The sequence below is a fragment of the Pantoea sp. X-Soil-TKNS-1279 genome (genome assembly GCF_059730565.1).
Genome location: NZ_AP035949.1, coordinates 260,209 through 282,664, shown reverse-complemented (window position 1 = coordinate 282,664; position 22,456 = coordinate 260,209). Strand labels below are relative to the sequence as shown.

23 protein-coding genes are annotated in these 22,456 nt (G+C 53.7%); 10 read left to right on the top strand and 13 right to left on the bottom strand.

Annotation, left to right across the window (positions count from 1 at the left end):
* Window positions 1–4: 4 nt before the first annotated feature.
* Genes arnD through arnB form a run of 4 tightly spaced genes read right to left on the bottom strand, consistent with a single transcriptional unit; the run spans window position 5 to window position 4,998 of the window.
* Window positions 5–901 (bottom strand): 4-deoxy-4-formamido-L-arabinose-phosphoundecaprenol deformylase, encoded by an 897-nt coding sequence (arnD, locus tag AC6I8N_RS21515; RefSeq protein WP_497831165.1) that lies wholly within the window; start codon window positions 899–901, stop codon window positions 5–7.
* Complete coding sequence (gene arnA / locus AC6I8N_RS21510; RefSeq protein ID WP_497831111.1) at window positions 901–2,880, bottom strand: bifunctional UDP-4-amino-4-deoxy-L-arabinose formyltransferase/UDP-glucuronic acid oxidase ArnA; 1,980 nt, start codon at window positions 2,878–2,880, stop codon at window positions 901–903. Before arnA ends, arnD begins: the two co-directional genes overlap by 1 nt.
* Window positions 2,877–3,860, bottom strand: a complete 984-nt coding sequence (gene arnC / locus AC6I8N_RS21505; RefSeq protein ID WP_208726499.1) for an undecaprenyl-phosphate 4-deoxy-4-formamido-L-arabinose transferase — start codon at window positions 3,858–3,860, stop codon at window positions 2,877–2,879. The genes arnA and arnC overlap by 4 nt, the downstream gene beginning before the upstream one ends.
* A 1-nt stretch (window position 3,861) precedes the next feature.
* Window positions 3,862–4,998, bottom strand: coding sequence for a UDP-4-amino-4-deoxy-L-arabinose aminotransferase (arnB, locus tag AC6I8N_RS21500; protein ID WP_497831110.1), 1,137 nt, complete (start codon window positions 4,996–4,998; stop codon window positions 3,862–3,864).
* A gap of 466 nt (window positions 4,999–5,464) precedes the next feature.
* Here arnB and AC6I8N_RS21495 point away from each other — a divergent pair, with 466 nt between their 5' ends.
* From AC6I8N_RS21495 to AC6I8N_RS21480, 4 genes are all read left to right on the top strand, one after another.
* Window positions 5,465–5,674 carry a hypothetical protein gene (locus tag AC6I8N_RS21495; RefSeq protein ID WP_497831109.1) on the top strand — a complete coding sequence of 70 codons (210 nt, stop codon included), beginning with the start codon at window positions 5,465–5,467 and terminating at the stop codon, window positions 5,672–5,674.
* Between the two features lie 191 nt (window positions 5,675–5,865).
* On the top strand, window positions 5,866–6,600 hold the full coding sequence (locus tag AC6I8N_RS21490) for a prepilin peptidase (RefSeq protein ID WP_497831164.1): 735 nt from the start codon (window positions 5,866–5,868) through the stop codon (window positions 6,598–6,600).
* A 211-nt stretch (window positions 6,601–6,811) separates the two neighbouring features.
* Entirely contained in the window at window positions 6,812–8,197 is a 1,386-nt protein-coding gene (locus AC6I8N_RS21485) for a diaminobutyrate--2-oxoglutarate transaminase (protein WP_208726492.1), read from the top strand.
* 14 nt (window positions 8,198–8,211) lie between these two features.
* Entirely contained in the window at window positions 8,212–9,684 is a 1,473-nt protein-coding gene (locus AC6I8N_RS21480; protein WP_497831108.1) for a pyridoxal phosphate-dependent decarboxylase family protein, read from the top strand.
* Window positions 9,685–9,800: 116 nt separating this feature from the next.
* Here AC6I8N_RS21480 and AC6I8N_RS21475 read toward each other — a convergent pair whose 3' ends face one another.
* A complete protein-coding gene (locus tag AC6I8N_RS21475) occupies window positions 9,801–10,985 on the bottom strand; it encodes a pyridoxal phosphate-dependent aminotransferase (protein WP_497831107.1) in 1,185 nt (394 codons plus the stop codon).
* 97 nt (window positions 10,986–11,082) lie between these two features.
* Window positions 11,083–11,991: a LysR family transcriptional regulator gene (locus AC6I8N_RS21470; RefSeq protein WP_497831106.1), complete on the bottom strand. Its 909-nt coding sequence runs from the start codon at window positions 11,989–11,991 to the stop codon at window positions 11,083–11,085.
* A 96-nt stretch (window positions 11,992–12,087) separates the two neighbouring features.
* On the opposite strand from AC6I8N_RS21470, the gene AC6I8N_RS21465 reads away from it, so the two are divergent.
* On the top strand, window positions 12,088–12,957 hold the full coding sequence (locus AC6I8N_RS21465) for an aldo/keto reductase family oxidoreductase (RefSeq protein WP_497831105.1): 870 nt from the start codon (window positions 12,088–12,090) through the stop codon (window positions 12,955–12,957).
* Here the strand turns inward: AC6I8N_RS21465 and AC6I8N_RS21460 are convergent.
* From AC6I8N_RS21460 to AC6I8N_RS21450, 3 genes are all read right to left on the bottom strand, one after another.
* Window positions 12,954–14,105: a glycosyltransferase gene (locus tag AC6I8N_RS21460; protein WP_208726483.1), complete on the bottom strand. Its 1,152-nt coding sequence runs from the start codon at window positions 14,103–14,105 to the stop codon at window positions 12,954–12,956. The two genes, AC6I8N_RS21465 and AC6I8N_RS21460, sit on opposite strands and share 4 nt — an antisense overlap.
* A gap of 228 nt (window positions 14,106–14,333) precedes the next feature.
* Window positions 14,334–15,206, bottom strand: a complete 873-nt coding sequence (gene rluF / locus AC6I8N_RS21455; RefSeq protein ID WP_497831104.1) for a 23S rRNA pseudouridine(2604) synthase RluF — start codon at window positions 15,204–15,206, stop codon at window positions 14,334–14,336.
* Window positions 15,207–15,288: 82 nt separating this feature from the next.
* Window positions 15,289–15,765, bottom strand: coding sequence for an Lrp/AsnC family transcriptional regulator (locus tag AC6I8N_RS21450; protein ID WP_208726479.1), 477 nt, complete (start codon window positions 15,763–15,765; stop codon window positions 15,289–15,291).
* Between the two features lie 137 nt (window positions 15,766–15,902).
* Between AC6I8N_RS21450 and AC6I8N_RS21445 the strand changes: the two genes are divergently transcribed.
* The gene (locus AC6I8N_RS21445; RefSeq protein ID WP_497831103.1) at window positions 15,903–16,325 is read left to right on the top strand and encodes a DUF2000 domain-containing protein; all 423 of its coding nucleotides are present in this window, start codon (window positions 15,903–15,905) and stop codon (window positions 16,323–16,325) included.
* 38 nt (window positions 16,326–16,363) lie between these two features.
* Window positions 16,364–16,825 (top strand): GNAT family N-acetyltransferase, encoded by a 462-nt coding sequence (locus AC6I8N_RS21440; RefSeq protein ID WP_497831102.1) that lies wholly within the window; start codon window positions 16,364–16,366, stop codon window positions 16,823–16,825.
* Here the strand turns inward: AC6I8N_RS21440 and AC6I8N_RS21435 are convergent.
* The 3 genes from AC6I8N_RS21435 to AC6I8N_RS21425 all read right to left on the bottom strand — a co-directional run bounded on the left by AC6I8N_RS21435 (window position 16,802) and on the right by AC6I8N_RS21425 (window position 19,018).
* Window positions 16,802–17,221, bottom strand: coding sequence for a nucleotide triphosphate diphosphatase NUDT15 (locus AC6I8N_RS21435; protein ID WP_208726472.1), 420 nt, complete (start codon window positions 17,219–17,221; stop codon window positions 16,802–16,804). The genes AC6I8N_RS21440 and AC6I8N_RS21435 overlap by 24 nt on opposite strands.
* Before the next feature lie 63 nt (window positions 17,222–17,284).
* A complete protein-coding gene (locus tag AC6I8N_RS21430; protein WP_208726470.1) occupies window positions 17,285–17,791 on the bottom strand; it encodes a DUF1543 domain-containing protein in 507 nt (168 codons plus the stop codon).
* A 72-nt stretch (window positions 17,792–17,863) separates the two neighbouring features.
* Entirely contained in the window at window positions 17,864–19,018 is a 1,155-nt protein-coding gene (locus AC6I8N_RS21425; protein WP_497831101.1) for an MFS transporter, read from the bottom strand.
* Between the two features lie 105 nt (window positions 19,019–19,123).
* On the opposite strand from AC6I8N_RS21425, the gene AC6I8N_RS21420 reads away from it, so the two are divergent.
* The gene (locus tag AC6I8N_RS21420) at window positions 19,124–19,618 is read left to right on the top strand and encodes a MarR family transcriptional regulator (RefSeq protein WP_497831100.1); all 495 of its coding nucleotides are present in this window, start codon (window positions 19,124–19,126) and stop codon (window positions 19,616–19,618) included.
* A gap of 80 nt (window positions 19,619–19,698) precedes the next feature.
* Entirely contained in the window at window positions 19,699–20,238 is a 540-nt protein-coding gene (gene cybB / locus AC6I8N_RS21415; RefSeq protein ID WP_208726464.1) for a cytochrome b561, read from the top strand.
* Here cybB and AC6I8N_RS21410 read toward each other — a convergent pair.
* On the bottom strand, window positions 20,230–21,174 hold the full coding sequence (locus tag AC6I8N_RS21410) for a helix-turn-helix domain-containing protein (RefSeq protein ID WP_497831099.1): 945 nt from the start codon (window positions 21,172–21,174) through the stop codon (window positions 20,230–20,232). The genes cybB and AC6I8N_RS21410 overlap by 9 nt on opposite strands.
* A 58-nt stretch (window positions 21,175–21,232) precedes the next feature.
* On the opposite strand from AC6I8N_RS21410, the gene AC6I8N_RS21405 reads away from it, so the two are divergent.
* Complete coding sequence (locus AC6I8N_RS21405) at window positions 21,233–22,225, top strand: class I SAM-dependent methyltransferase (RefSeq protein ID WP_497831098.1); 993 nt, start codon at window positions 21,233–21,235, stop codon at window positions 22,223–22,225.
* Window positions 22,226–22,456 lie beyond the last annotated feature (231 nt).

Sequence of the window (22,456 nt, the reverse complement as noted above, 5' to 3'; positions counted from 1 at the left end):
GTGGTTACCTGTATTGTTGTTGCTGGCAGCCGAGCCAGCCTTCACGTCCGGGAATCTGTCCGCGTACGACGTTGCCGATGGGCAGTGTATTGAGATCTTCAGGCAATAACTCACTCAGCGGGCAAAATTGAATGCCCTGTTTTTCCGCCCGGCTGAGCAATTGGCTAAACGCCTGATGTCCGACAATCCCTTCCACCTCGGCATGAATGGTATAAACCGCCATTTCGTCGGCCTGACTCAGCTGATTAAGCAAAAAGTCGTTGAACTCGTGGACACCCACCCTGGGGCCAACCACCTCGTCCCAGGTGGGTAACGTGACCGGAATCTGCACCGTTCCCAGACTGCCGTCACTCAGGCGCGGCAGAAAGGGGCCGGTACCCCGGCAGTCGCTGTTATAGCGGAAACCGAAGCGTTGTTTAGCCTCAACAACCCGGCCATCAGCCCGCCATCCGGCCACAGCCGAACAGGTGACAGTGTCACCTGTGATTGCTTCCAGCGCCTGCTTACCCCGGGCAATTTCCTCTATCAACCGCTGCTCCGGCCAAACCCCCGCCCAGGTCTGCCAGGCAAAGTGGTCCCAGGCGTGCAGACCCACTTCGTGGTGATCGGCGGTGGCGCTGATAATCTCCTCCAGTCCACGACCGATCTCCTTACCCGGCCAGGCCGTACCGGCCAGCAGGATATCCCAGCCATATAAGGAGGCAGCGCGCGAGCGCAGCATCTTCCAGAGAAAGCGCGGCTTTAGCAGGCGCCACAAGTGGCGCCCCATGTTGTCCGGCCCGACGCTGAAAAAGAAGCTGGCCCGCACCTGATGCAGGCTGAACAGCTCCAGCAGCGCGGGTACGCCTTGTTGCGTACCGCGCCAGGTGTCGACATCAACGCGCAAGCCGACTTTTTTCATCATTGCTCAACCTGTAACTCGACGGTGCGCAGGAAGAAATCCAGCGTGTTGTCGATGGTGGTATCCATCTGCACTTCCGGTGTCCAGCCCAACAAGCGACGGGCGTTTTTGATTGACGGTTTACGGTGCTCAACATCCTGGTAGCCTTTGCCGTAATAGCTGCTGCTCTCCACTTCGCGGAAACCGGCAAACGGCGGGAACTGATCACGCAACGGGTGGCGCTCGAAACTTGCCAGTAACTTCTCAGCCAATTCCTTAATGCTGGCTTCGTTTTCCGGGTTACCGATATTGATGATCTGACCGTCGCAGTTGTTCTGCTTGTTCTCGATAATGCGGAACAAGGCTTCAACGCCATCACGGATATCGGTAAAGCAACGTTTCTGCGCCCCGCCGTCAATCAGTTTGATCGGCGAGCCTTCAACCAGGTTAAGAATCAACTGGGTGATGGCGCGGGAGCTACCGATACGCGCGGCGTTAAGGTTATCCAGACGCGGTCCCATCCAGTTAAATGGACGGAACAGCGTAAAGCGCAGACCTTCTTTTTCACCGTAAGCCCAAATCACCCGATCCAGCAGTTGTTTGGAAACGGAATAGATCCAACGCTGTTTGTTAATTGGCCCCACCACCAGGTTCGAGTTATCTTCATCAAAATGGCGGTCGGTACACATGCCATAAACTTCTGATGTCGATGGGAAAATTATGCGTTTTTTGTACTTCACGCAGTCACGGATGATTTTAAGGTTCTCTTCGAAATCCAGTTCGAACACGCGCAGCGGATTGCGGGTATACTCAATCGGCGTGGCGATGGCCACCAACGGCAACACCACGTCGCATTTCTTGATGTGATATTCAATCCATTCCGAGTGAATGCTGATGTCACCTTCAACAAAATGAAAACCCGGATGGCCGAGGAAACGGCTGATGGCATCGGAACTGATGTCCAGGCCGTAAACTTCAAAATTATCATCATGCAACAGACGTTCGGTCAGGTGGTTACCGATAAAACCATTCACGCCGAGGATCAGCACGCGGGTGCGACGTTTCACGGCGGCGACCGGTTGTGAATACAACAGCGCGCTGGGCACCATACCGAGGCTGAGTGCCAACTGGCTGCCATTCATATAGACGCCGTTATCGCTCTGGCCAGTGACCACTTCCAGCGCACCCTCTCCGCAGGCAATCAGGAAAGGATCGACGGATAACACCGTACCCGGTTTTGAACCATGAGCGGTTGGGTGCACGCGTCCTTTCCAGACGATAAATTTCACCGTTCCGGCATAGGCAAACGCGCCCGGCCAGGGATCGGTCACTGCACGTACCAGGTTATTGATCTCGGTCGCCGGACGCGACCAGTCAATGCGGCCATCTTCCGGCGTGCGACGCCCTACCACGGTGGCATCGTTATCATGCTGCGGGACAGCCCGAATCTCACCGCGCTTCATGGCGGGTAAGACGTCTTCCAACAGCTGTGCCGCGCTCTGTACCAGTTTGCGATGCAGCGTCAGCACATTGTCCTGCGCGTCAATCGCTACACGGGTTTGTGCCACGATATCGCCCGCATCCGCACGCTTCACCATACGATGCAGCGTCACACCGGTTTCGGTTTCGCCGTTGACCAGCACCCAATTCAGCGGCGCGCGGCCACGGTATTTCGGCAGTAGCGAACCATGCAGGTTGTAAGCACCACGTCGGGCGCAATTGAGGATGGCATCACTCAACAGGTTGCGATAATAGAAGGAAAAAATAATCTCCGGTGACATCGCTTTGATACGATCGACCCACAACGGATGATTCACATCATCCGGGGCATACACCGGGATGCCCTGCTCTGCGGCAATGCGCGCCACCGAGCCAAAAAAGTGATTTTCACCGGCCGTATCGGGGTGCGTGAAGATGGCACTGATCTCGAAGCCAGCCTGTAGCAGCGCATTAATGCCGGCACAGCCCATGTCATGGTAGGCGAAGACGATGGTTTTCATTGTTCAATTTCCTGTACAGATGCATTTTTATGCGAAGGAATAACACGTTGAATAAAGTAGCGAGGGCGGGCACGGACATCGTTGTAAATACGGCCGATATATTCACCCAGTAGACCCATACCGACGAACTGTGCGCCGATAAACATAAACAGCACGGCGAACAGCATAAACACGCCATCACCGGCCCAGGCTGCGCCAAGGAATAAGCGCAACACCACCAAAATCAGTGAGAAGGCAAAACCCGCCAGCGCAATCACACTTCCCACCACGCTTAACAAACGCAGCGGCGTGGTGGTCAGGCAGGTCACCAGGTCGTACATCAGGTTGATCAGGCGCATAAAGCTATATTTCGAATCACCAAATTCACGCTCCGCGTGTTTCACCGGTAGCTCGATGGTGCGTCGGGCAAACGTATTTGCGAGGATCGGGATAAAGGTGCTGCGCTCATGGCAATTCAGCATGGCATCAACAATGTGGCGACGGTAGGCACGCAGCATGCAACCGTAATCACCCATAGCTTTGCCGGTAACGCGTTGAATAAGTTTATTAATCAGGCGCGAGGCGCGACGACGAAACCAACTGTCCTGGCGATTCTGGCGTACCGTACCGACCACGTCATAGCCCTGCTGCGCTGCCGCCACCAGATTAGGGATCTCTTCCGGCGGATTTTGTAAATCAGCATCCAGCGTAATGATGAGGTCACCGGTGACATGGCTGAATCCCGCCATAATTGCCGAGTGTTGGCCGTAATTGCGATTCAGCAACACCCCCACCACATGACTGTCGGGCATATCGGCGGCATCAGCGATCATCTCGCCGGAACGGTCACTGCTGCCGTCATCTACCAGCAAAATTTCATAATCCAGTTTGAACAAGTCGCAAGCGGCATGGGTACGACGTACCAGCTCAGGCAGACTCTCTTCTTCGTTGTAGACCGGGATCACCACGGACACTTTACGAATCGGTTTTTCTTCCAGCATTTCAGCCTCCGGCCAGCGCGTGCAGCGCTTTGACGACACGGGTAACGTCGTCATCGGTCATATCAGGGAACAGCGGAATCGAGCAGATACGGTCGCTGTTCCATTCGGTATGAGGTAAAGAAAGTTTCGGGTATTGCTCGCGATAATATTTGTGGGTATGCGCCGCGCGGAAATGCAGGCCAGTACCAATGTCTTGTGCTTTTAACGCTTCCATCAATCCATCACGGCTGATGCCGCACCGGGCTTCATCCACACGAATGATGAACAAATGCCAGGCATGCTGGTGCGCCCAGGTGGGCAGCGACAGTGGCAGGAAAGGTGTATCTGCCAGTTCGGTCAGGTAACGCTGAGCAATCGCACGGCGGCGTGCGTTGATGGCATCCAGTTTTTGCAATTGCACCAACGCAATCGCGGCACTGATATCCGGCAGATTGTATTTGAACCCCGGGGTAATGACCTCCGCCTGCGGGCGGCGACCGTGAGTGTGGCGGTCGTAAGCATCCACACCTAAGCCATGAAACTTGAAGCTGCGAATGCGATCGGCCAGCGCGGCATCATCAGTCACCACCACGCCACCCTCAGCACAGGTGATATTTTTAATGGCGTGCAGGGAAAAGATCGCCGTGCCGCGTTGCCCGACCTGATGACCTTTGTAGTGTGTACCCAGCGCGTGGGCTGCATCATCAATGATCGCGATACCATGCTTTTCCCCCACGGCACGAATCGCATCAATATCGGCGGGCGCACCCGCATAATGCACCGGAATAATGGCGCGGGTGCGCGGCGTAATCGCGGCTTCCACCAACGCCGGCGTCACCATCAAGGTATCGCGGTCGATATCAATCATCACCGGCGTTGCGCCCATCAAAGTGATGATGTTGAGGGTGGAAACCCAGGTCTGCGACGGCGTAATCACCTCATCGCCCGGCTTAATTCCCAGCGCCATCAGCGTCACATGCATGCCGGCGGTGGCAGAACAGACGGCAACCGCGTGCTGATTGCCGGTTAACTGGCAAAAGGCTTGTTCCAGTGCGGCGTTTTGTGGCCCGGTGGTGATCCAGCCCGATTCAAAAACCGCTTTGACTGCTGCTAACTCGTCTTCGCCCAGTGACGGGCGCGAGAACGGAAGAAAGGACATAAATTAGATTCCTTAATGTTTAAGGCCTTTTGCTTAAAATTGACTGGTTAATTGCCAGAATTATCTAGTGTAAACGACGCTTTTCACGGGCTATCAATCTTATTATTATCTGAACAAACACTTAGTACAGCATGATGAACTAATCAAATTTTTCTCACATTTTGAAAGCATTAGACACACTGGGTTGTTTCGCTAAAAAACAAAATACGGCGGAAAACTTAACGGAACATTAAATGACACGAAGAAGTGAGACTGTTTCTGTCTGGTGTTGAGGATTGGTAGAACATCACGGCAGGTATTCTGGTTGACGGGGATATGCCTCTTTGATGCGGGATTCACAATCTTTAATTCCCTGCAAATCCTGACATTAAAGGATTAACTATACTCTTCTTAAGGGAAAACTAAGGTAACGGCATTATGCTGATTTACCTGGTTTTTTACTTAATTTCAGGCATCGAGGTGAACTGTGAAAACTGAAATTGACCGTCTCTCGCAGGCCGCACTGCGCCGTCATCATATTGGCATTAAAACCAAAGGGTTACGCTTTCGTGGGGCGCTCTATGTCTTCCGCTATAACGCCGGGCATTATGATGTTTTCCTCAATAACGCGTACGTGATGCAGTTTGAAACCAGCAACGTGCAGGAAGCGATCCAGATGTTTAAGCGTCAGCAGTAATTAAATAGCGCACGACTAATCGCAATAAAATCAGATAACTGCCCTACCCCCGCAAATTTATGAATGCAGCGCTGAAAACTTTGTGCAACTTGTTGTAATAGCTCATTTACCCTCGCCTTGTTTATCTCTGCCGGCATAAAGTATCCGGAGAATACTGCGAGGATAAACACATGGAATGGTGTTATTGGTTGATGCTGGGCCTGAGCATCGGCAGCTTTATTAATGTCGTGGTCTATCGTTTGCCGCTACGATTAATGCAACCGGATCAACAACTGAGCTTGTTGTTTCCCCCATCACACTGCCCGAATTGCCTTAATTCGCTCTGCTGGCGCGACAATATTCCTCTCTTAAGCTGGATGTTGCTGCGGGGTAAATGCCGCAATTGCCACCAACCGATAAGCATAATTTACCCATTGATTGAATTGCTTATGGCTGTCATCAGTCTGGTTCTGAGCAAATTTTTACCGGATATCCCTTTGTTGTTGGCGACATTATTTTTCTGTGGCTCCTTGTTGGCATTGTCGCTCATCGATATCCGGTATTATCTATTACCTGATGCCGTCACGCTGCCGTTATTGTGGGTCGGCTTATTATTGCACTGTCTGGCGCTTATGCCCGGTTCGCTGACGGATGCGGTGCTGGGCGTGGTGATTGGGTATATCTCACTGGCGGGGCTTGCACATGGCTATCACTGGCTGCGCCACCAGCACGCACTGGGAATGGGAGATGCGAAATTGCTGGCGGCGATCGCGGCCTGGACAGGCTGGGAGGCTTTACCGATTGTGCTCATTATTGCCTGTAGTAGCGGCATTTTATTTGCCTTAATTTCCAGAATTTTGTGGCAGCAACGCCTGAATCAGGCCATCGCTTTTGGCCCGTGGTTATCGCTCGCAGGCATAAGTCTTTTTATTCACTCGATTATTTAATACGCACGTCATACAACCACATTAAAATAATCGGACAATTCTTCAGCAAAGCCCTGATTCGTATATAGAAGTAATAAACAATTCTAAACAAAATTAATCATTGCCCCCCAGGGTAAAAGGCTCTATATTGGCGGCGCTTTTTTCACAGGTGGTAGTTTTTTGTTCAATTAACCAATCGGCGCGCATTTCCTGCCCCCGGTTGAGGAGAGATATGATGACGGATAAAGTCCGTATTGATAATTTTGGTGCCAACTCATTCCACGGAAACAACGACGCGTTCTTAGCCCGTCAGGCTGAGTTCGAATCGAATGTCAGGAGTTATCCACGTAAATTGCCTTTAGCAATTGCGAAAGCACATGGCGTGTGGATTACCGATGTTGAGAATAAACAATATCTTGACTGCCTGGCTGGCGCAGGAACTTTAGCACTGGGTCATAACCACCCGGAAGTTCTGCAAAGCATCCAAAATGTCATTACCAGCGGCTTGCCGTTACATACCCTTGATCTGACGACTCCGTTAAAAGATCAGTTCTCTGAAGCCCTGCTGTCTCTGCTGCCGGGTCAGGGTAAAGAGTATTGCCTGCAATTCACCGGCCCTTCCGGTGCCGATGCGGTTGAAGCCGCCCTTAAGCTGGCGAAAAAAGTCACTGGCCGTAGCGGCGTTATCAGCTTCTCTGGCGGTTATCACGGTATGACCCACGGTGCGCTGTCAGTCACCGGCAACCTGTCACCGAAAGAAGCGGTTGACGGTATGATGCCAGAAGTTCAGTTCATGCCTTACCCGCACCTGTACCGCTGCCCGCTGGGCCTCGGTGGTGAAGCGGGCGTGAAAGCTCTGACCTACTACTTCGAAAACCTGATCAACGACGTGGAAAGTGGCGTGCGTAAACCGGCTGCGGTGATCCTCGAAGCCGTTCAGGGTGAAGGCGGCGTGAACCCGGCTCCGATCGAGTGGTTGCAGCGCATCCGTAAAGTAACCCAGGAACACGGCATTCTGCTGATCCTCGACGAAGTGCAGGCTGGCTTTGCCCGTACCGGCAAATTCTTCGCCTTTGAACACGCAGGCATTGAGCCAGACATCATCGTGATGTCAAAAGCCGTAGGCGGCGGTCTGCCGTTGGCGGTTCTGGGTATCAAAAAGCAGTTCGATGCCTGGTCACCGGGCCATCACACCGGCACCTTCCGTGGCAACCAGCTGGCAATGGCTACCGGCCTGACTACGCTGAAAATCCTGAAAGAACAGGATATCGCGGGCAAAGTGGCAGAACAGGGCGAATGGCTGAAAGCGCAGCTGGCAGAAATGCAGAAGCGCTACCCGGTAATCGGCCACATTCGTGGTCTGGGCATGATGATCGGTATCGAGATCGTGAAACCGAACGAAGCGGCTGATCATATGGGTGCTTACCCGGCTGATGGCGAACTCTCTGCCCTGTTGCAGAAGAAATGCTTCGAAGCGGGCCTGATTCTGGAGCGTGGCGGCCGTCATGGCGCGGTACTGCGTCTGCTGCCGTCGCTGCTGATCAGCAACGACGAACTGAAGATTTTCCTTGATAAATTTGAGCAGGCGCTGCTTGGCGCTGGCATCAAACCAGTTTGATTCGGAAGAGTTAGATGACTGAAGTAAACCCGATTCTGGCCGCTTCTGCACAAAGCATTGAAGCGTACCAGCAGGCGATTGCGCAGAGCAGCGCCGCCGTGGTGCAGTGGCTCAAGCAGCCTGAAATGTACCAGGGCAAAACCGTTGCTGAACTGCGTGAGCGTATTACGCTCGACTTCAATCCGAATGGCCTGGGTAACCAGGCCGCGATTGAGCGCGCGATTGAATACTTTCTGAAAGACAGCCTGTCGGTGCATCATCCGCAGTGCGTGGCGCATCTGCATTGTCCGAGCCTGGTGGTAAGCCAGGCCGCGGAAGTGCTGATCAACGCCACTAACCAGAGCATGGATTCCTGGGACCAAAGTCCGTCTGCCACCATCATTGAGATCAAACTGATTGAATGGTTGCGTACGCAGGTGGGTTATCCGGCCGGTGACGCTGGCGTGTTCACCAGTGGCGGTACCCAAAGCAACCTGATGGGTCTGATGCTGGCGCGTGATGCATTCTATGCGCGTCAGGGTCATTCCGTTCAGCAGGATGGCATCACTGGCGATCTGCGTAAGATTAAAGTGCTGTGCTCGGAAAACGCCCACTTCTCAGTGCAGAAGAACATGGCGCTGCTGGGCCACGGTTATCAATCTGTGGTGCAGGTGAAGTCAGACCGTTTCGCCCGCATGGATGTTAACGACCTGAAAGCCAAACTGGCACAGGCCGAAGCTAACGGCGAGCAGATTCTGGCGATTGTTGCCACCGCTGGCACCACTGATGCGGGAGCCATTGATCCGCTGCGTGAAATCGCCGGCATTGCTGCTGAGCACAACATCTGGGTTCACGTCGATGCGGCATGGGGCGGCGCACTGCTGCTGTCTGAGAAGTATCGCGATTACCTGGATGGCCTTGAGCTGGTGGATTCTGTCACCCTGGACTTCCACAAGCAGTTCTTCCAGACCATCAGTTGTGGTGCGTTCCTGCTGAAAGATGAGCGTCATTATGAATTGATGCGTTATCAGGCGGCTTACCTGAACTCTGAGTTCGATGAAGAACAGGGCGTGCCAAACCTGGTTTCTAAATCACTGCAAACCACCCGTCGTTTCGATGCGCTGAAGCTGTGGATGGGTCTGGAAGCTTTGGGTCAGAAACAATATGCCGCGATTATCGATCACGGTGTGACCCTGGCGCAGGAAGTTGCGCAATACGTAAGCGACCTGCCGCGTTTTGAGCTGGTCATGCAGCCGCAGCTGGCAAGCGTTCTGTTCCGTTTCCGCCCTGAGCAGCTGGCATCCAGCGGCGATGCGGCCGTAGCGTTGTTTAACCAGCGCATCGGCGATGCACTGCTGGAGTCAGGTCGCGCTAACGTGGGTGTGACTGAGGCTGATGGCATCACCTGCCTGAAGCTGACGTTGCTGAACCCAACCGTGACGCTGGAGGATGTTAAAATCCTGCTGGCGCTGGTGGAAAAGACCGCGGATCAATTGCTGAGCGCATAATGTTTGCGTAAAGCGAAAAAGCCGATAACTGGCAACGGTTATCGGCTTTTTTTATCTATACGATTTATCGCGCCTTTTTACCGCCGTATAAATCGCGCCGCTACGAATGGAAGCCATTAACGATTCCGCGCTAAAAACTCACCCAGACGCGCCAGGCCCTGCTGCAACTTATCGGTGGAGGACACCGCATGGCACCAGCGAACCCAACCATTGCCTTCCGGACCAAATGCCGCACCAGGTGCCAGGCCGAGTGAGCTTTCCCGTACCAGTCGTTTGGTCAGCAGGGTGGTATCCGCGAAGCCCTCAATTCGGAAGAACGCATACATCCCCCCGCCGCTTTCTGGCACCGTCACGCCCGGCAATTCTCGCAGTCCATTGGCCAAAAATTGATAGCTGTGCGCCAGCTCGGCACGCAAACTGATAATGCCGCTTTCACCACTCAACAACGCCGCCTGCGCCGCGCGCTGGCAGGGTTCAAACAGACAACTGGTGTTGAACTCAATCAACTTGCCCAACGCTTCGATAATCAATGGTGGCGCGACCACCCAGCCCACACGAAATCCGGTCATCAGCCAGGCTTTGGAGAAGGTATTCACCGAAATCAGGCGATCGTCCGGTGTGGCGTAATCAAGGAACGACGGTGCATAGTGACGATCGCTGGCATAGATCAGCCGTTGATAAGCATCATCACTGAGGATCCAGATGCCATGTTTGCGGCAGTGCGAGAGGATGGTTTGTACTTCTTCGTCGGTGATCGTCCAGCCCGTCGGGTTACCCGGCGAGTTGATGATCAACATCCGTACATCAGGACGCAACGCACTCAGCAATTGATCCATATCCAGCGCCCACGCCCCCTCCTTCACCGTCAGCGCGACACGATCCACGGTTGCGCCGAGGATCTGCGGGATCTCCACCACATTTGGCCACACCGGGGTGATCGCCACCACCTTATCTCCCGGTGACAGCACCGTTTGCGCCACCAGCATCAGCCCGTTGATACCCGCGCTGGTGATCGCCAGTTGTTCGCTACCGATGGGGCGTCCATGTAACTGGCTGAGGTAATCCGACAACGCCTGGCGTAAATAAGGCCGCCCAAGGTTCTGGATATACCGCGTTTCCCCCTGCTGTAGCGAGGTGATTGCGGCGTCGGTGATATATTGTGGTGTCGGTTTGTCCGACTCGCCAAACCAGAAGGCGAGCATATCGGGACGATCCATCCCTTCATTGGCAATTTCGCGGATAAGCGAGGGTGAAATCTGGCTGATAGTGGCGCGCGAAACGAGGGGAAAAGAAGACTGCATGAAAAAACCTCCAACGATGATCCCTGTTTAACTGTTATTTCAATACATAGCACCTGCCTGGTATATCACGCCGGGTAAAAGTTCAGGAATAGCAATTTCATCTGGCTGTGTTCAATTCACGGACATAATCGATAAAGGCCTGGAGCGGTGCCGGAATTAAACGACGGTCATTGTAGTAGAGCCACAAGCCGGAAAAACTCAGCCACCACTCCGTGAGTATCGGTTGGAGCAGCCCGTTCACCAGAGCCGGTCGCAGCCAATCTTCAAACAGATAAACAATCCCGGTACCGGCAATCGCCGCTTCCACCGTTAAATCCATCGCCGCCCCGATGCTACAGGTTAACGGCCCTTTCGGCTGAAGCCGCACAGTTTCATCCGCACGGGCAAATTCCCATTCGGCCATCACCCCGGTGGCATAACGCCCCAGCAGGCAACGATGCTGCATCAGCTCGCGCGGATGTTGCGGTATGCCATATTGCGCCAGATATCCCGGTGCCGCCGCTGCTGCAAAACGCTGGATACGTGGGCCAATCGGGAGCGCTACCATGTCCTGCTCGAGATGATCGTCATAGCGGATGCCCGCATCGCAACCGTCGCGAAAGATGTCCTGAACATTGCTTTCGGCCACCACCTCCAACTGAATATCGGGATAGCGCGCCAGGAAGCCAGGGATGATCGCAGGCAGCACCAGACGCGCAGCACTGACGGGGACGTTCAGACGCAGGGTGCCACCCGGTGTATCGCGAAAACGATTAAGCGCATCAAGCGCAGCATCCACTTCATTCATTGCTGGCAGTAGGCGCATCATCAATGCCCTGCCCGCTTCGGTCAGCGCCACGGTGCGCGTGGTGCGGTTGAACAGCCGCACCCCCAGTTGTTGTTCAGCGCGGCGTACGGCATCACTAAGGCGCGAAGGATTGCTGCCAATCATGCGTGCCGCTTCGCGAAAACCGCCTGCTTTTGCCACCGCCACCACCGCATGCAGCAAAGCGATATCTAACGACATTGTGCGTCACTCCGTACACTGTGTCCTGATTTCACCGGATAGTTGCACAGCCGATACGCCATTACAATCAATGAACAGCTTATAAAGGAGGTTCCCATGACTGATCCTGAAATGACGTATTCCCTAGGCCATCGTCGCGTTAACCGTCTGGGTTATGGTGCCATGCAGCTTGCCGGGCCGGGGGTATTTGGCCCGCCAAAAGATGAAGCACGCGCTGTACAGGTGCTGCGCGATGCCATCGCCGCTGGCGTCAATCATATCGATACCAGTGATTTCTATGGCCCCCATGTGACCAATCAGCTGATTAAAAAAGCGCTGCATCCGTACCCAGAGGATCTGGTGATTGTCACCAAAGTTGGCGCGCGCCGTGACCAGCAAGGGGGCTGGCTACCCGCGTTTTCCCCCGCTGAGCTAACGACCGCGGTGGAAGATAACCTGCGCAATCTGGGGCTTGAGGTGATCGATGTGGTGAATCTACGTGCCATGTTTGATGTCCACGGTCCGGCGGAAGGCTCACTGGAGACGCAATTGGCAACGCTGGTCAAACTGAAAGAGCGCGGCCTGATCCGGCACATCGGTTTGAGCAACGTCACACCAAAACAGGTGGCAGACGCCCAGGCCATCACCCCTATCGCCTGTGTGCAGAATCTCTACAATCTTGCTAACCGACAGGACGATGCCCTGATTGACCAACTGGCTCAGCAGGGCATCCCCTATGTTCCTTTCTTCCCACTTGGCGGTTTTTCCCCATTGCAGTCGGAGCAGCTGAGCGCCGTAGCAAATGAGCTGAATGCCACACCATTACAAGTTGCGCTGGCGTGGTTATTGCAACGCTCACCCAATATTTTGTTAATTCCAGGCACCTCTTCGCCAGCACATCTGCAACAAAATCTGGCCAGTTCGGCGCTCAACTTGTCCAAAGAGATTGTTTTGCGACTGGAGGGATTAAGTAACAACTCAGACTAACCCACTGATAAATAGATATCCTTTAACCTTTCCTGAAAACAGCGAGGATCATGCTCCCGGCGGATCCTCGTTAATGCCTGCTCGGAACGGCGGTTAATACTGCCCGGATCATGCACCACATCGGTAATATACCCTTTCAGCTGGCTGATAATGGTATTCCTGATTTTTTGCTTCGTCTGGTCAGAATCAACCGTAAACTCAAACATATCATTGAGTTTGTGCTCAATAAGCCAACCGGCATAAGAAGGATTAATTTCCGGCAGCGCCCTGACATTGGTGGTGATGACCGGACAGCCACAGGCCTGCATTTCCAGTACAGAAAAACCATAGGTATCCTGCCAGGTAGGCAGCAGCCCGACATCGGTCTGTTTGAGCAATTCAATTACGGATGTATTGGGTAAAGAAGAAGCATGATGGAAAAAGGACCACTTATTGATCAGATCCTCGATTTGATGATGGAAACTATCATTATCCTGATAATGGTGATGTGCAATATTATGTCGTCGCCCGAGGTCACCAATAAGATTCACCTTTATTTTTTGTGGATCAATCAACCCCTCATTGGCTAACTCAGTAAATGCCATCACCACTTCCGCCCCACCTTTGCGATAAAACTCATTTCCAATAAAACTAAAGGTGATCAGCGTATCTGTGGCTTTGCGCACTTTGTCGGTCAACAGGGGCTGTGGAGGATGCATAACGCACAGCTTAGCGGCGATACTGTCTTTCAGCGTAGGGAAAGCATCCAACAGCTTGAGTTGAATACGGTGAGTAGCTTCAGAAATGGCGATCAGACGAACACATTCCTTGCGAGCGGCCAAACGCATTAAGGCATGGAGTTCCGGGTTTTGGGTTTTCGCGATGCCTGCAACCGGTAATACGCGCGGGATTTCAGTCTCGAATGTCGATACCCATCGGGAGGATGTACGAGCCACTTCATTAAAAAGATGAATAATATCCCCATTATCAGAAATCATGCCGGGGAAAGGCTGAAAGATGAATATCTTATTCTTTTTAAAAACTTTCTGTCGCAGGGTATTGATATAGAGATAGATGTTTTTCTTCTTTAGGTTTACATAATTGTTTTCAGGATCAACCATTATGTTCCTTTTCTCTGGGTAGCCGTCGCTACTGACTACAATATTCATCAATCCTCCTAAACACGAAACGAGTTCGGTGGAATTAAAAATGTCAGTAAGATAGTTATAAAATAAATTCTTCGCGAGTAAAGTTGTTTGATGAAAAATAGGATTAGTAATAGCGCGGCGTTTAAGAAGCATTAAAAAATTGACATTATTAAATCATGTCAATGTATTTCAATGCTGGATGTGCCAGTAATAATTAGAAATACCCGTCACCGGGTATTTCCAGCCCAATTAACGACCTTTCTTTTTACGACCGGGTTGGGTAAAGCGTTTGCGCGCACCAGGATTGCTGCCCGGTTTTTCACCGTTCTTTGGCCCGCTGGCAGTTGGTTTTTTCGCACTGCTCTTTTTCGCCTGCGCTTTTTGCGTCGATTTGTCTTCCGAAGAGGAATCCTCGATCAACTTAAACAGTTCAATTAACTCATCGTCCGTTAAATCACGCCATTCCCCCAAAGGTATTCCCTTCAGATTGACGTTCATGATGCGGGTACGTTCCAGCTTAGTGACTTCATAACCAAAATGTTTGGTCATGCGGCGAATCTGCCGATTAAGCCCCTGGACCAGCGTGATACGAAACACAAAGGTCGACTCTTTCTTCACCTTGCATTTCTTGGTCACGGTGCCGAGCATGGGGACACCGGCCCCCATGCCACTAATAAACTCATCGGTGATCGGTTTATCCACCGTCACGACGTACTCTTTCTCGTGATTATTCCCGGCACGCAGGATTTTGTTCACCAGATCGCCATGATTAGTCAGGAAAATCAGCCCCTGGGAGTCTTTATCCAGTCGGCCAATCGGAAACACGCGTTTGCTATGGTTGACGAAGTCGCTGATGTTATCGCGCTCGCCCTCTTCCATCGTGGTAATGATGCCCACCGGCTTGTTCAACGCAATCAGCACCAAATCTTCTGCGTCACGCGGTTCAATCAGCTGACCATTCACTTTAACTTCATCACCAGCAAACACCTGCGCACCCACGCTGGCGCGTTTGCCGTTGATAAAAACATTGCCCTGTTCGATATAACGATCGGCATCACGGCGTGAGCAAATACCGCTCTCGCTGATGTATTTATTAAGGCGGGTGGATGAGTTGGTCAGCATGGTTCCTCCGAAAAAAGAAGCGGACTATACATCAACCTTTGACATTCTGTGAGTGCTTTGCGCAAAAGTTGTAACACAAAAGCTAACTGTGGTCTGTGGCCTGAATCGGCCAGACGGATTGGGCTTTGATTTCTTTCAGCACAAACATGCTTTGCATCTCTTTAATGCCCGGCAAGCGGCGAATTACCGACATAGCAAAATCGGCATAGCGATCCATATCTGCCGCCACTACCTGCAACAAGAAATCGGCATCGCCGCCAATGCTATAGCAGGCAACCACGTTCTCCAGCGCAGCAACTTCCGCCTCAAACTTCCGCGCTTCTGCCTCGCTATGGCTGTCGATAGTGACACGCACAAACACCATCATATTGAGGCCGATCTTCTTGCGGTTCAGCACCGCGCGATACCCCTGAATCACGTCATCTTCTTCCAGCTTGCGGACTTTGCGCCAGCAAGGCGAAGGCGACAGGCCAATCGCATCGGCGAGGTTCTGATTGGTGATGCGTGCATCCTGCTGCAACTGCGTAAGAATTTTGATATCTGTCCTGGTCAAACTCATTGCGGGAATATCCTTTCTTTTAAAGATCGTATCAGGGTTAATTCTGCCTTAACTTAAGGAAATCGTCTGCTAAACAGCAAGCACTTTTCTCTGCGCGTCGCGCACAATATCTGCCACAGCAACCGCAGGAGAAAAGTATGAAATTTGACGCCAATGTGCACCGTTGTACCCTGGTGATTGACCAGCAATTGCCCGCCGGGCTGGCGATGAATGCTGCCAGCGTGATTGGCATCAGCTTTGGCAAATGGATTGATAATCTGGTAGGGCCGGATATGCACAGCCAGGACGGTAAGTACTATCCGGGGGTGATATATGCGCCTTTGCCGGTGTTACTGGCGCAGGGGAATTATTTGCGCGAATTGCAGCAAAACTGTGCCAATGATGCGGAGATTTTCACCATGCCGTTCAGCGCCCTGGCGCAGTCCTGCAAAACCTATGATGAATATGGTGAACGCATTGCTTCAGCGCACAGCGATCATATCGAGCTGGTGGCGATCGGCTTGATCGGACCAAAGAAAAAAATTACCCGGCTGACGGGAAATCTGAAGCTTTATCGTTAGACTGTCTCTCTCCGGGAGAAGACATCTAAGGAAACGCCATGCAAATCAGCTCGCTGCAACAGCAGCCCGCCCTTATCACGCCGCTAACGCAACTGTTATTTCGCGAATGGGCGGCGTATCCCAACTGGAACAATCCGGGGCAGATCGAGGCGCGTTTGCAGGCACGCAATCTGCCCTCGGTCAAGACCCTGACACTGGTGGCAACCGCAGCCGATGGCGCTTTGATGGCATCCGCCAGCCTGATCCAGCATGAGTTAACCGATGTTGTCGAGCGTGAGTTCTGGTTGGGTGAAGTGATTACCGCCCCTGAACATCGCGGCAAAGGGATCGGCAGCGCGCTGATCAGCCGGATGATTACGGAAGCCCGCGCGCGGAATATCTCCGCGCTGTGGCTGTATACCCCGGACCAACAGGGGCTTTACCAGCGCTTCGGCTGGCAGGACGTGGAACAGCGCGAAGTGGATGGTGACCGGGTTTCAGTGATGATGCTCCGGCTGTAACGCCGCCAGCCCATCGCGCGCAATCAACGTACGGAGCGGAGCAAACAGCGGTTCCGGCAAGGCTTCCGGCGCAAACCACTGCCAGCCTTCGCATTTCTCAGGTTCGAGACACTGTGGCTCCCCCTCCGCATGCAGCGCCACCATAAACAGCGTGATGTAATGCTTTTGGACTTCCGGGAACACATCGCTGACAAAAGCGCCATTTTGCAGGCTGTGCAGCTGTAACCCGGTTTCTTCCAGCGTTTCCCGCCGCGCGCACGCCTCCGGCGTTTCACCAAACTCCAGGTGACCGCCAGGCGCTGACCAGTCGCCCGCACCGTGGCTACCTTTGCGCCGCCCCAGCAACAATTTCCCGTGACGGAAAATCAGAACACCCACACCAATTTTGGGAGACATACACATCACCTTTATGTTCCATACATTGCGGCACTCAATCGCGCCGCAACGGACAAATAACGATTACTCAACACCTATCGGCTGATATCCCTGCCACTCTGGCTGAAACGGCTGGCCGTTTGCATCCGGGGTCAGGTGCACATATAAGTTCCCTATCTTATCCAGCAGCAGGCAATCATCCACCTCTTTCAGATTGTCCTTGTGTTGCTGATCTGCCCCTTTCAGCAACCGCTCCAGCGCGCTGGCTTTTGCTTGCGCGGCATCCTGCGCCACAAACAAGTCAAAGGCATGCAGTTCCGCCAGGGTTGAAGGATGGTAGGCACCGGCATTCACAAAGAACAAGTGCTCGCCACCGGTTGCCGGTTCTGGCGACAGCGACACGCGATAGCCATCCGCCCAGGTAATACGTGCATAGCCATCAATATGAATTTTATCCGCGTCACCAAACCAGGCTTCACGTAACGCAGGCCAGGCATCCTGCGGCTGGTCGGCCGCAACAAATTGAATATCATGGACTTCAATATTCGATTTCCCGGCATTACCACCAACATAAAACATAAACAGGTTCATGCATTTTTCCTTGTGTTATAGGTCAAGTGGTATGCGTTATAAATCATGATATACAGCGATACAATTGTTTCATCAGGTCATCAATTGAGGGCGCAGACGCAGTGCCATCCCCATCAACAGCACGATCCCGACACTCATCAACGCCCAGGCGCTATCAAAGGAGGCAGCATGATCACGTACCATGCCGGCGATCAACGGCATCAATGCCGCCAGCAGATAACCTCCGCCCTGCACCATCGACAGCAGCGCACCCGCCTGCTCCGCTGTCCGGGCATGATCGAGAGTGACGATCAGCGACAGGGGAAACAACGCGCCAATTCCTAACCCCAGCAGTAACGTGGGCAGCCAGGCCTGTTCGCCGCCCAACATCATCAGGCTGATCAGGCCAGCGAGGATAAGCAGCAGTACCAGTAACAGGGGACGTCGACGATCGGGAAAACGATGGATCAGCGCGGAAAGTACAAAACCAGCCACCACCTCCGTCAGCGTCAATGCGCCGAGCAGAAAACCGCTTTGTCGGGCACTCCAGCCATGTTGCTGATAAAACGCGGGCAGCCATGCCAGTACCAGCGTGTAAGCACCGGTACCGATACCGAAGAACACCAGCAACAGCCAGGTACGTCGCGGATTGATCGCCTGGACTCGGGGGTGTACCTCAACGGGCGCGTGAGAACGCAGCATTTGACGCCAGAGCAGCAAAGCCAGTAACGCTGGCAATGCCGGCAACGCCAGCGTCAACGCTAAGCCCGAGCGTGCGGCCAGCGGTGCAGCACTGGCGGCCGCCAACGCCGCACCGGCCATAATCCCGGTGGTAAATAGCGCCATCAGCGTACCGGCATGGCGCGTAAAGCGCCGTTTAATCAGTGCAGGCATCAGCGCCTGAATCAGTCCAATACCGATCCCGGCCAACAAGGCACTGGCGATTAACATCAGCCCCTGCTGGCTGACTCCGCGAGCCAGACAGGCCAGTACCAGCAGGATTAATCCGCTGGCAATCCCTTTGACCTCCCCCAGCCACCGCAGCAGCAAGGGTCCCGCCAACGCCGCCAGGCCCATCATAATCACCGGTAAGCAGGTGAGCAGGCTGACCTGGGTCGCCGTGAGATGAATATCTTGTTGTATCCGGGTAAAAAGTGGCCCGATTGCGGCCATCACCGGCCTGAGATTAAGACCGACGATAAAAACCATAAAGGTAAATAAGCCGATTGCAGGTAAGGTACGTTTCACAGTGCTTCTCCATTGCTGATTTATCTTAACGTTAAGATAAATCATGATGACGGAGTAGACCATGCGCACAAAACAACACGGTAACCACAACAAGTGAGGGGAAAAGTGGCGGATCACGTCGATTTCGTGACACAACAATGGGCCAGCGCCATGCCGGAGCTGGATGCATCGTCGATGGCCGTTTTTGGCCGGATGCTGCGCATTATGAAACATCTGGCGAAAACGCGAGGCGAGGCGCTGGCCCCGTTTGGTTTTCACGAGGGGGAATTTGATGTGCTGGCGACGTTGCGCCGTGCAGGAAACCCCTTCTGTTTATCGCCCACCCAACTGTATAAGTCGCTGCTGGTCACCTCGGGAGCAATGACCCATCGACTGAATCGACTGGAACAGGTCGGGCTAATCACCCGCGTGGCCGATCCACAAGACAAACGCAGCACGCTGGTGGCATTAACCACCGCCGGGCAGGAGAAAATTGAGCAGGCGTTGCAGGTGCATACCCACACGCAAAGCGCGTTACTGGCCGCGCTGCAACCGGCACAACAGCAACAGCTTTCGGCGTTGCTGAGTCAGCTGCTCACTGCCTGTGAACAGGAAACGTAAAACCTTATGTCAAAATATGAATTCACACTCACACTTTTCCGTTATCTTATTTGTTTGCCAGACTTTTTAACGGAATAGATATGCAGAACAAATTCGCCCCCTCGCAGGTTTTTCTCCACTGGCTGACATTTCTACTGGTCGTCACCGCGTATTGCACCATGGAATTTCGCGGGTTAGCGACGCGTGGTTCCTGGCAGGGGTTTGCTATGATCATTGGTCATTTCAGCGCGGGAAGTTGCGTGCTGGTGCTGATGCTGTCGCGTGTATTATTGCGTTTTCGCCATCGCAGTCCAGCCATCGTACCCAAACCGCCGCACTGGCAAACCGGGCTGGCGCATCTGATGCATCTGGCGCTGTATCTGTTTTTTATCGTGCTGCCGATTCTCGGCATTTTGTCGCGTTTCTATCTTGGCCGTACCTGGTGGTTGTTTGGCATCCCGATGCCCGTCAGCAGCGATCCCGATCCAGATTTCTCGGATACCCTCAGTGGCTGGCATGAAACCCTCGCCCCTTACGGTTACTGGCTGGTGGGCTTACACGCTGCCGCCGCGCTGGTGCATCATTACCTGATCAAAGACAACACCCTGCTGCGTATGATGCCCGCACGTCGTTCACGTTGACTGACCACGCCCGGCAACCTGACTGGCCGGGCGTCCAAAGTAGCGTTGAAACGCCACGCTGAAATTGCGTGGATGCTGATACCCCACCTGCCACGCCGCCTGGGCGACCTGGTACCCTTCCTCCAGCAACTGATGCGCCTTCTGCATGCGTAACGCCAGTAATTTATCTCCGGGGGTACAGCCGAAATGCTGCTGGAAGCCTTTCTTGAGCTGGTAATCACTGAGTCCGACAGCCAACGCCAGCGTTGCCAGGGTAAAAGGTTCCGCCAGATGGGTTAGCATCCAGTTATGCGCCTGCTCAACGCGTTCAAGATCCTGAGGATGGCGTTTTTTTTCCGGAACAACCTGCGGTTGCAACTGATGACGATGCAGCGCCAGCAAATTTAACGCCTGGATTTCACGCAGCAGTGGATCGGTCGGCACGTTATTAAGTTGTGCGGCAGTGGCGCCACCAAAAGGGCTGAACAGATGACGCTTCAGTTGCGGCTGGCGCAGCAACATTTCTGCCGTCTCGGCTCCCAGATAACGTTGCGCGCTGTCGGCGTTGAGCACCAGACGGAGCTGCTGTACCCGCTCACCGGCGCGATAAAGACGTTCGCCGCTGCTGTGCTGAAAGCTGGTGACGGTAAGATGCCCGGCGTTAAACAGCACTTCACAGCCGCTATCGGCACGAAACCGCGAACTGCCACACAAGCCAAAGGTCAGCACCAACTGGGGGAACGAACTTCCAGGGCGCGAAACTTCGGCCAGCGCGGTGAGGGGTTGATAGTCGGACTGCACCAGCCGCATACCACCTGACAACGTGAATTGACGCGAGCGAAATACACCAATACCTGGTTGATGTTCAACCCAGGGCATGTCGTCGCCGTCTGGCTGGTTTTGCATGCTTTCGCCCTCGCGCAGAGTCAAATCACCGTTTTGCAGACCAACGAGCATAAATGTCTGCTGTCTGAAACGCTAGTCTGTTGCTATCACCTTCGCTCTGGAGACAGCCATGACATCCCCGTTACCTTTTCTCGATAACCTGCTGGCACAACATGCCCTGAGTGGCGCTGTGGCGCTGGCGTTTGAACAGCGATTATTCGATTTCCTGACCCGACAGGCGGATGCCACGCAGGTGGCAAATCATTTTGGCTGGCAGCCCGAACCGGTGGAGCACTGGCTGCGCCTGCTGTGGAGCGGGGAATTGTTGCAGCGCCGTGGGGCGGAATACCACACGCCGCAAACAGCACAACCGTATCTGTGCCATAGCGGAACACGATATATCGGCGACGCCTGGCATTATCGTCAGCAACTGTTGCAGCAGTTTGCCCGCAAACTGCCTGACTTGCTGAAGCGCAGCACCCCCGGCTGGCAGGACCCGCTGGAGATTGAAACTGCCTGGGCTGATGCAGCGATGAGCCAGATTGCCCAGGAGCAGCGGGCACTGAGCGGCGCGACCGCCTGCGTCATTGCCAGCACGCTGGCTGATTTTCAGCGTCCGGCGCGCCTGCTGGACATGGGCGGCGGGCCAGGCCTGATCACTCTGGCGTTGGCTGAGCGTTTCCCCCAGCTGTCCGGTGTGGTGCTTGATCTGCCCAAAACCGCCACGGTGGCACAGCAAAATATTGAACGTGCCGGATTAGGCGGGCGCTTTAGCGCCTGTTCACAACTGGCGGAAAGCGAGTTGGTCGACATTATCTGGTGCTCCTCCTTGTTGTATTTTGTCGAGGATCGCCAGACGATGTTGCAGCAGTTATACCGCCGCCTGAAACCAGGAGGGCTGTTGATCAGTGCGCATGCCGAGGTGCCTGCCGACCCGGTGGAAGCACGTCAGGTGCTACCGTTCTTCACACCATTAATGATGCGAGGTTACACTGTCACGCAGCAAGGCGCGTTAAGCGGGGAATTGCAGCAGGCGGGTTTTATCATTGAGGCGATTCAGCGGATGCAACCTTTCCCGATGTCGCCGCTTGATGTCCATCTGGCACGCAAAGCGAGAATCTAAATGTGTAGCGGCGCGATAAATCGCGCCGCTTGTATCTTGAAGTTGTAACTGGTTAGCTACCCGTTACACGAAACGGAGGCAGCTTGTCGCGCCGCTTAAGACCCGATCTTGTGCCGTAGCTTAAAGCCCTCCGTTTCTCCTTTCACGCCAGCATCTACTCTGCACGGTAACCAGAAGCTCTGACTTCGTATGTACAAGGCAAGATGGCGTGATGGTTCATGTGAAAGGGAG

Coding starts and splice junctions, on each gene's coding strand:
- AC6I8N_RS21465 (WP_497831105.1), top strand. CDS start 12,088: ATGACTGATCCTGAAATGACGTATTCCCTAGGCCATCGTCGCGTTAAC.
- arnD (WP_497831165.1), bottom strand. CDS start 901: ATGAAAAAAGTCGGCTTGCGCGTTGATGTCGACACCTGGCGCGGTACG.
- AC6I8N_RS21450 (WP_208726479.1), bottom strand. CDS start 15,765: ATGAGTTTGACCAGGACAGATATCAAAATTCTTACGCAGTTGCAGCAG.
- AC6I8N_RS21445 (WP_497831103.1), top strand. CDS start 15,903: ATGAAATTTGACGCCAATGTGCACCGTTGTACCCTGGTGATTGACCAG.
- AC6I8N_RS21430 (WP_208726470.1), bottom strand. CDS start 17,791: ATGAACCTGTTTATGTTTTATGTTGGTGGTAATGCCGGGAAATCGAAT.
- AC6I8N_RS21440 (WP_497831102.1), top strand. CDS start 16,364: ATGCAAATCAGCTCGCTGCAACAGCAGCCCGCCCTTATCACGCCGCTA.
- AC6I8N_RS21480 (WP_497831108.1), top strand. CDS start 8,212: ATGACTGAAGTAAACCCGATTCTGGCCGCTTCTGCACAAAGCATTGAA.
- AC6I8N_RS21410 (WP_497831099.1), bottom strand. CDS start 21,174: ATGCTCGTTGGTCTGCAAAACGGTGATTTGACTCTGCGCGAGGGCGAA.
- AC6I8N_RS21475 (WP_497831107.1), bottom strand. CDS start 10,985: ATGCAGTCTTCTTTTCCCCTCGTTTCGCGCGCCACTATCAGCCAGATT.
- AC6I8N_RS21405 (WP_497831098.1), top strand. CDS start 21,233: ATGACATCCCCGTTACCTTTTCTCGATAACCTGCTGGCACAACATGCC.
- AC6I8N_RS21460 (WP_208726483.1), bottom strand. CDS start 14,105: ATGAATATTGTAGTCAGTAGCGACGGCTACCCAGAGAAAAGGAACATA.
- cybB (WP_208726464.1), top strand. CDS start 19,699: ATGCAGAACAAATTCGCCCCCTCGCAGGTTTTTCTCCACTGGCTGACA.
- AC6I8N_RS21435 (WP_208726472.1), bottom strand. CDS start 17,221: ATGTCTCCCAAAATTGGTGTGGGTGTTCTGATTTTCCGTCACGGGAAA.
- AC6I8N_RS21485 (WP_208726492.1), top strand. CDS start 6,812: ATGATGACGGATAAAGTCCGTATTGATAATTTTGGTGCCAACTCATTC.
- AC6I8N_RS21470 (WP_497831106.1), bottom strand. CDS start 11,991: ATGTCGTTAGATATCGCTTTGCTGCATGCGGTGGTGGCGGTGGCAAAA.
- rluF (WP_497831104.1), bottom strand. CDS start 15,206: ATGCTGACCAACTCATCCACCCGCCTTAATAAATACATCAGCGAGAGC.
- arnA (WP_497831111.1), bottom strand. CDS start 2,880: ATGAAAACCATCGTCTTCGCCTACCATGACATGGGCTGTGCCGGCATT.
- AC6I8N_RS21490 (WP_497831164.1), top strand. CDS start 5,866: ATGCTGGGCCTGAGCATCGGCAGCTTTATTAATGTCGTGGTCTATCGT.
- arnB (WP_497831110.1), bottom strand. CDS start 4,998: ATGTCCTTTCTTCCGTTCTCGCGCCCGTCACTGGGCGAAGACGAGTTA.
- arnC (WP_208726499.1), bottom strand. CDS start 3,860: ATGCTGGAAGAAAAACCGATTCGTAAAGTGTCCGTGGTGATCCCGGTC.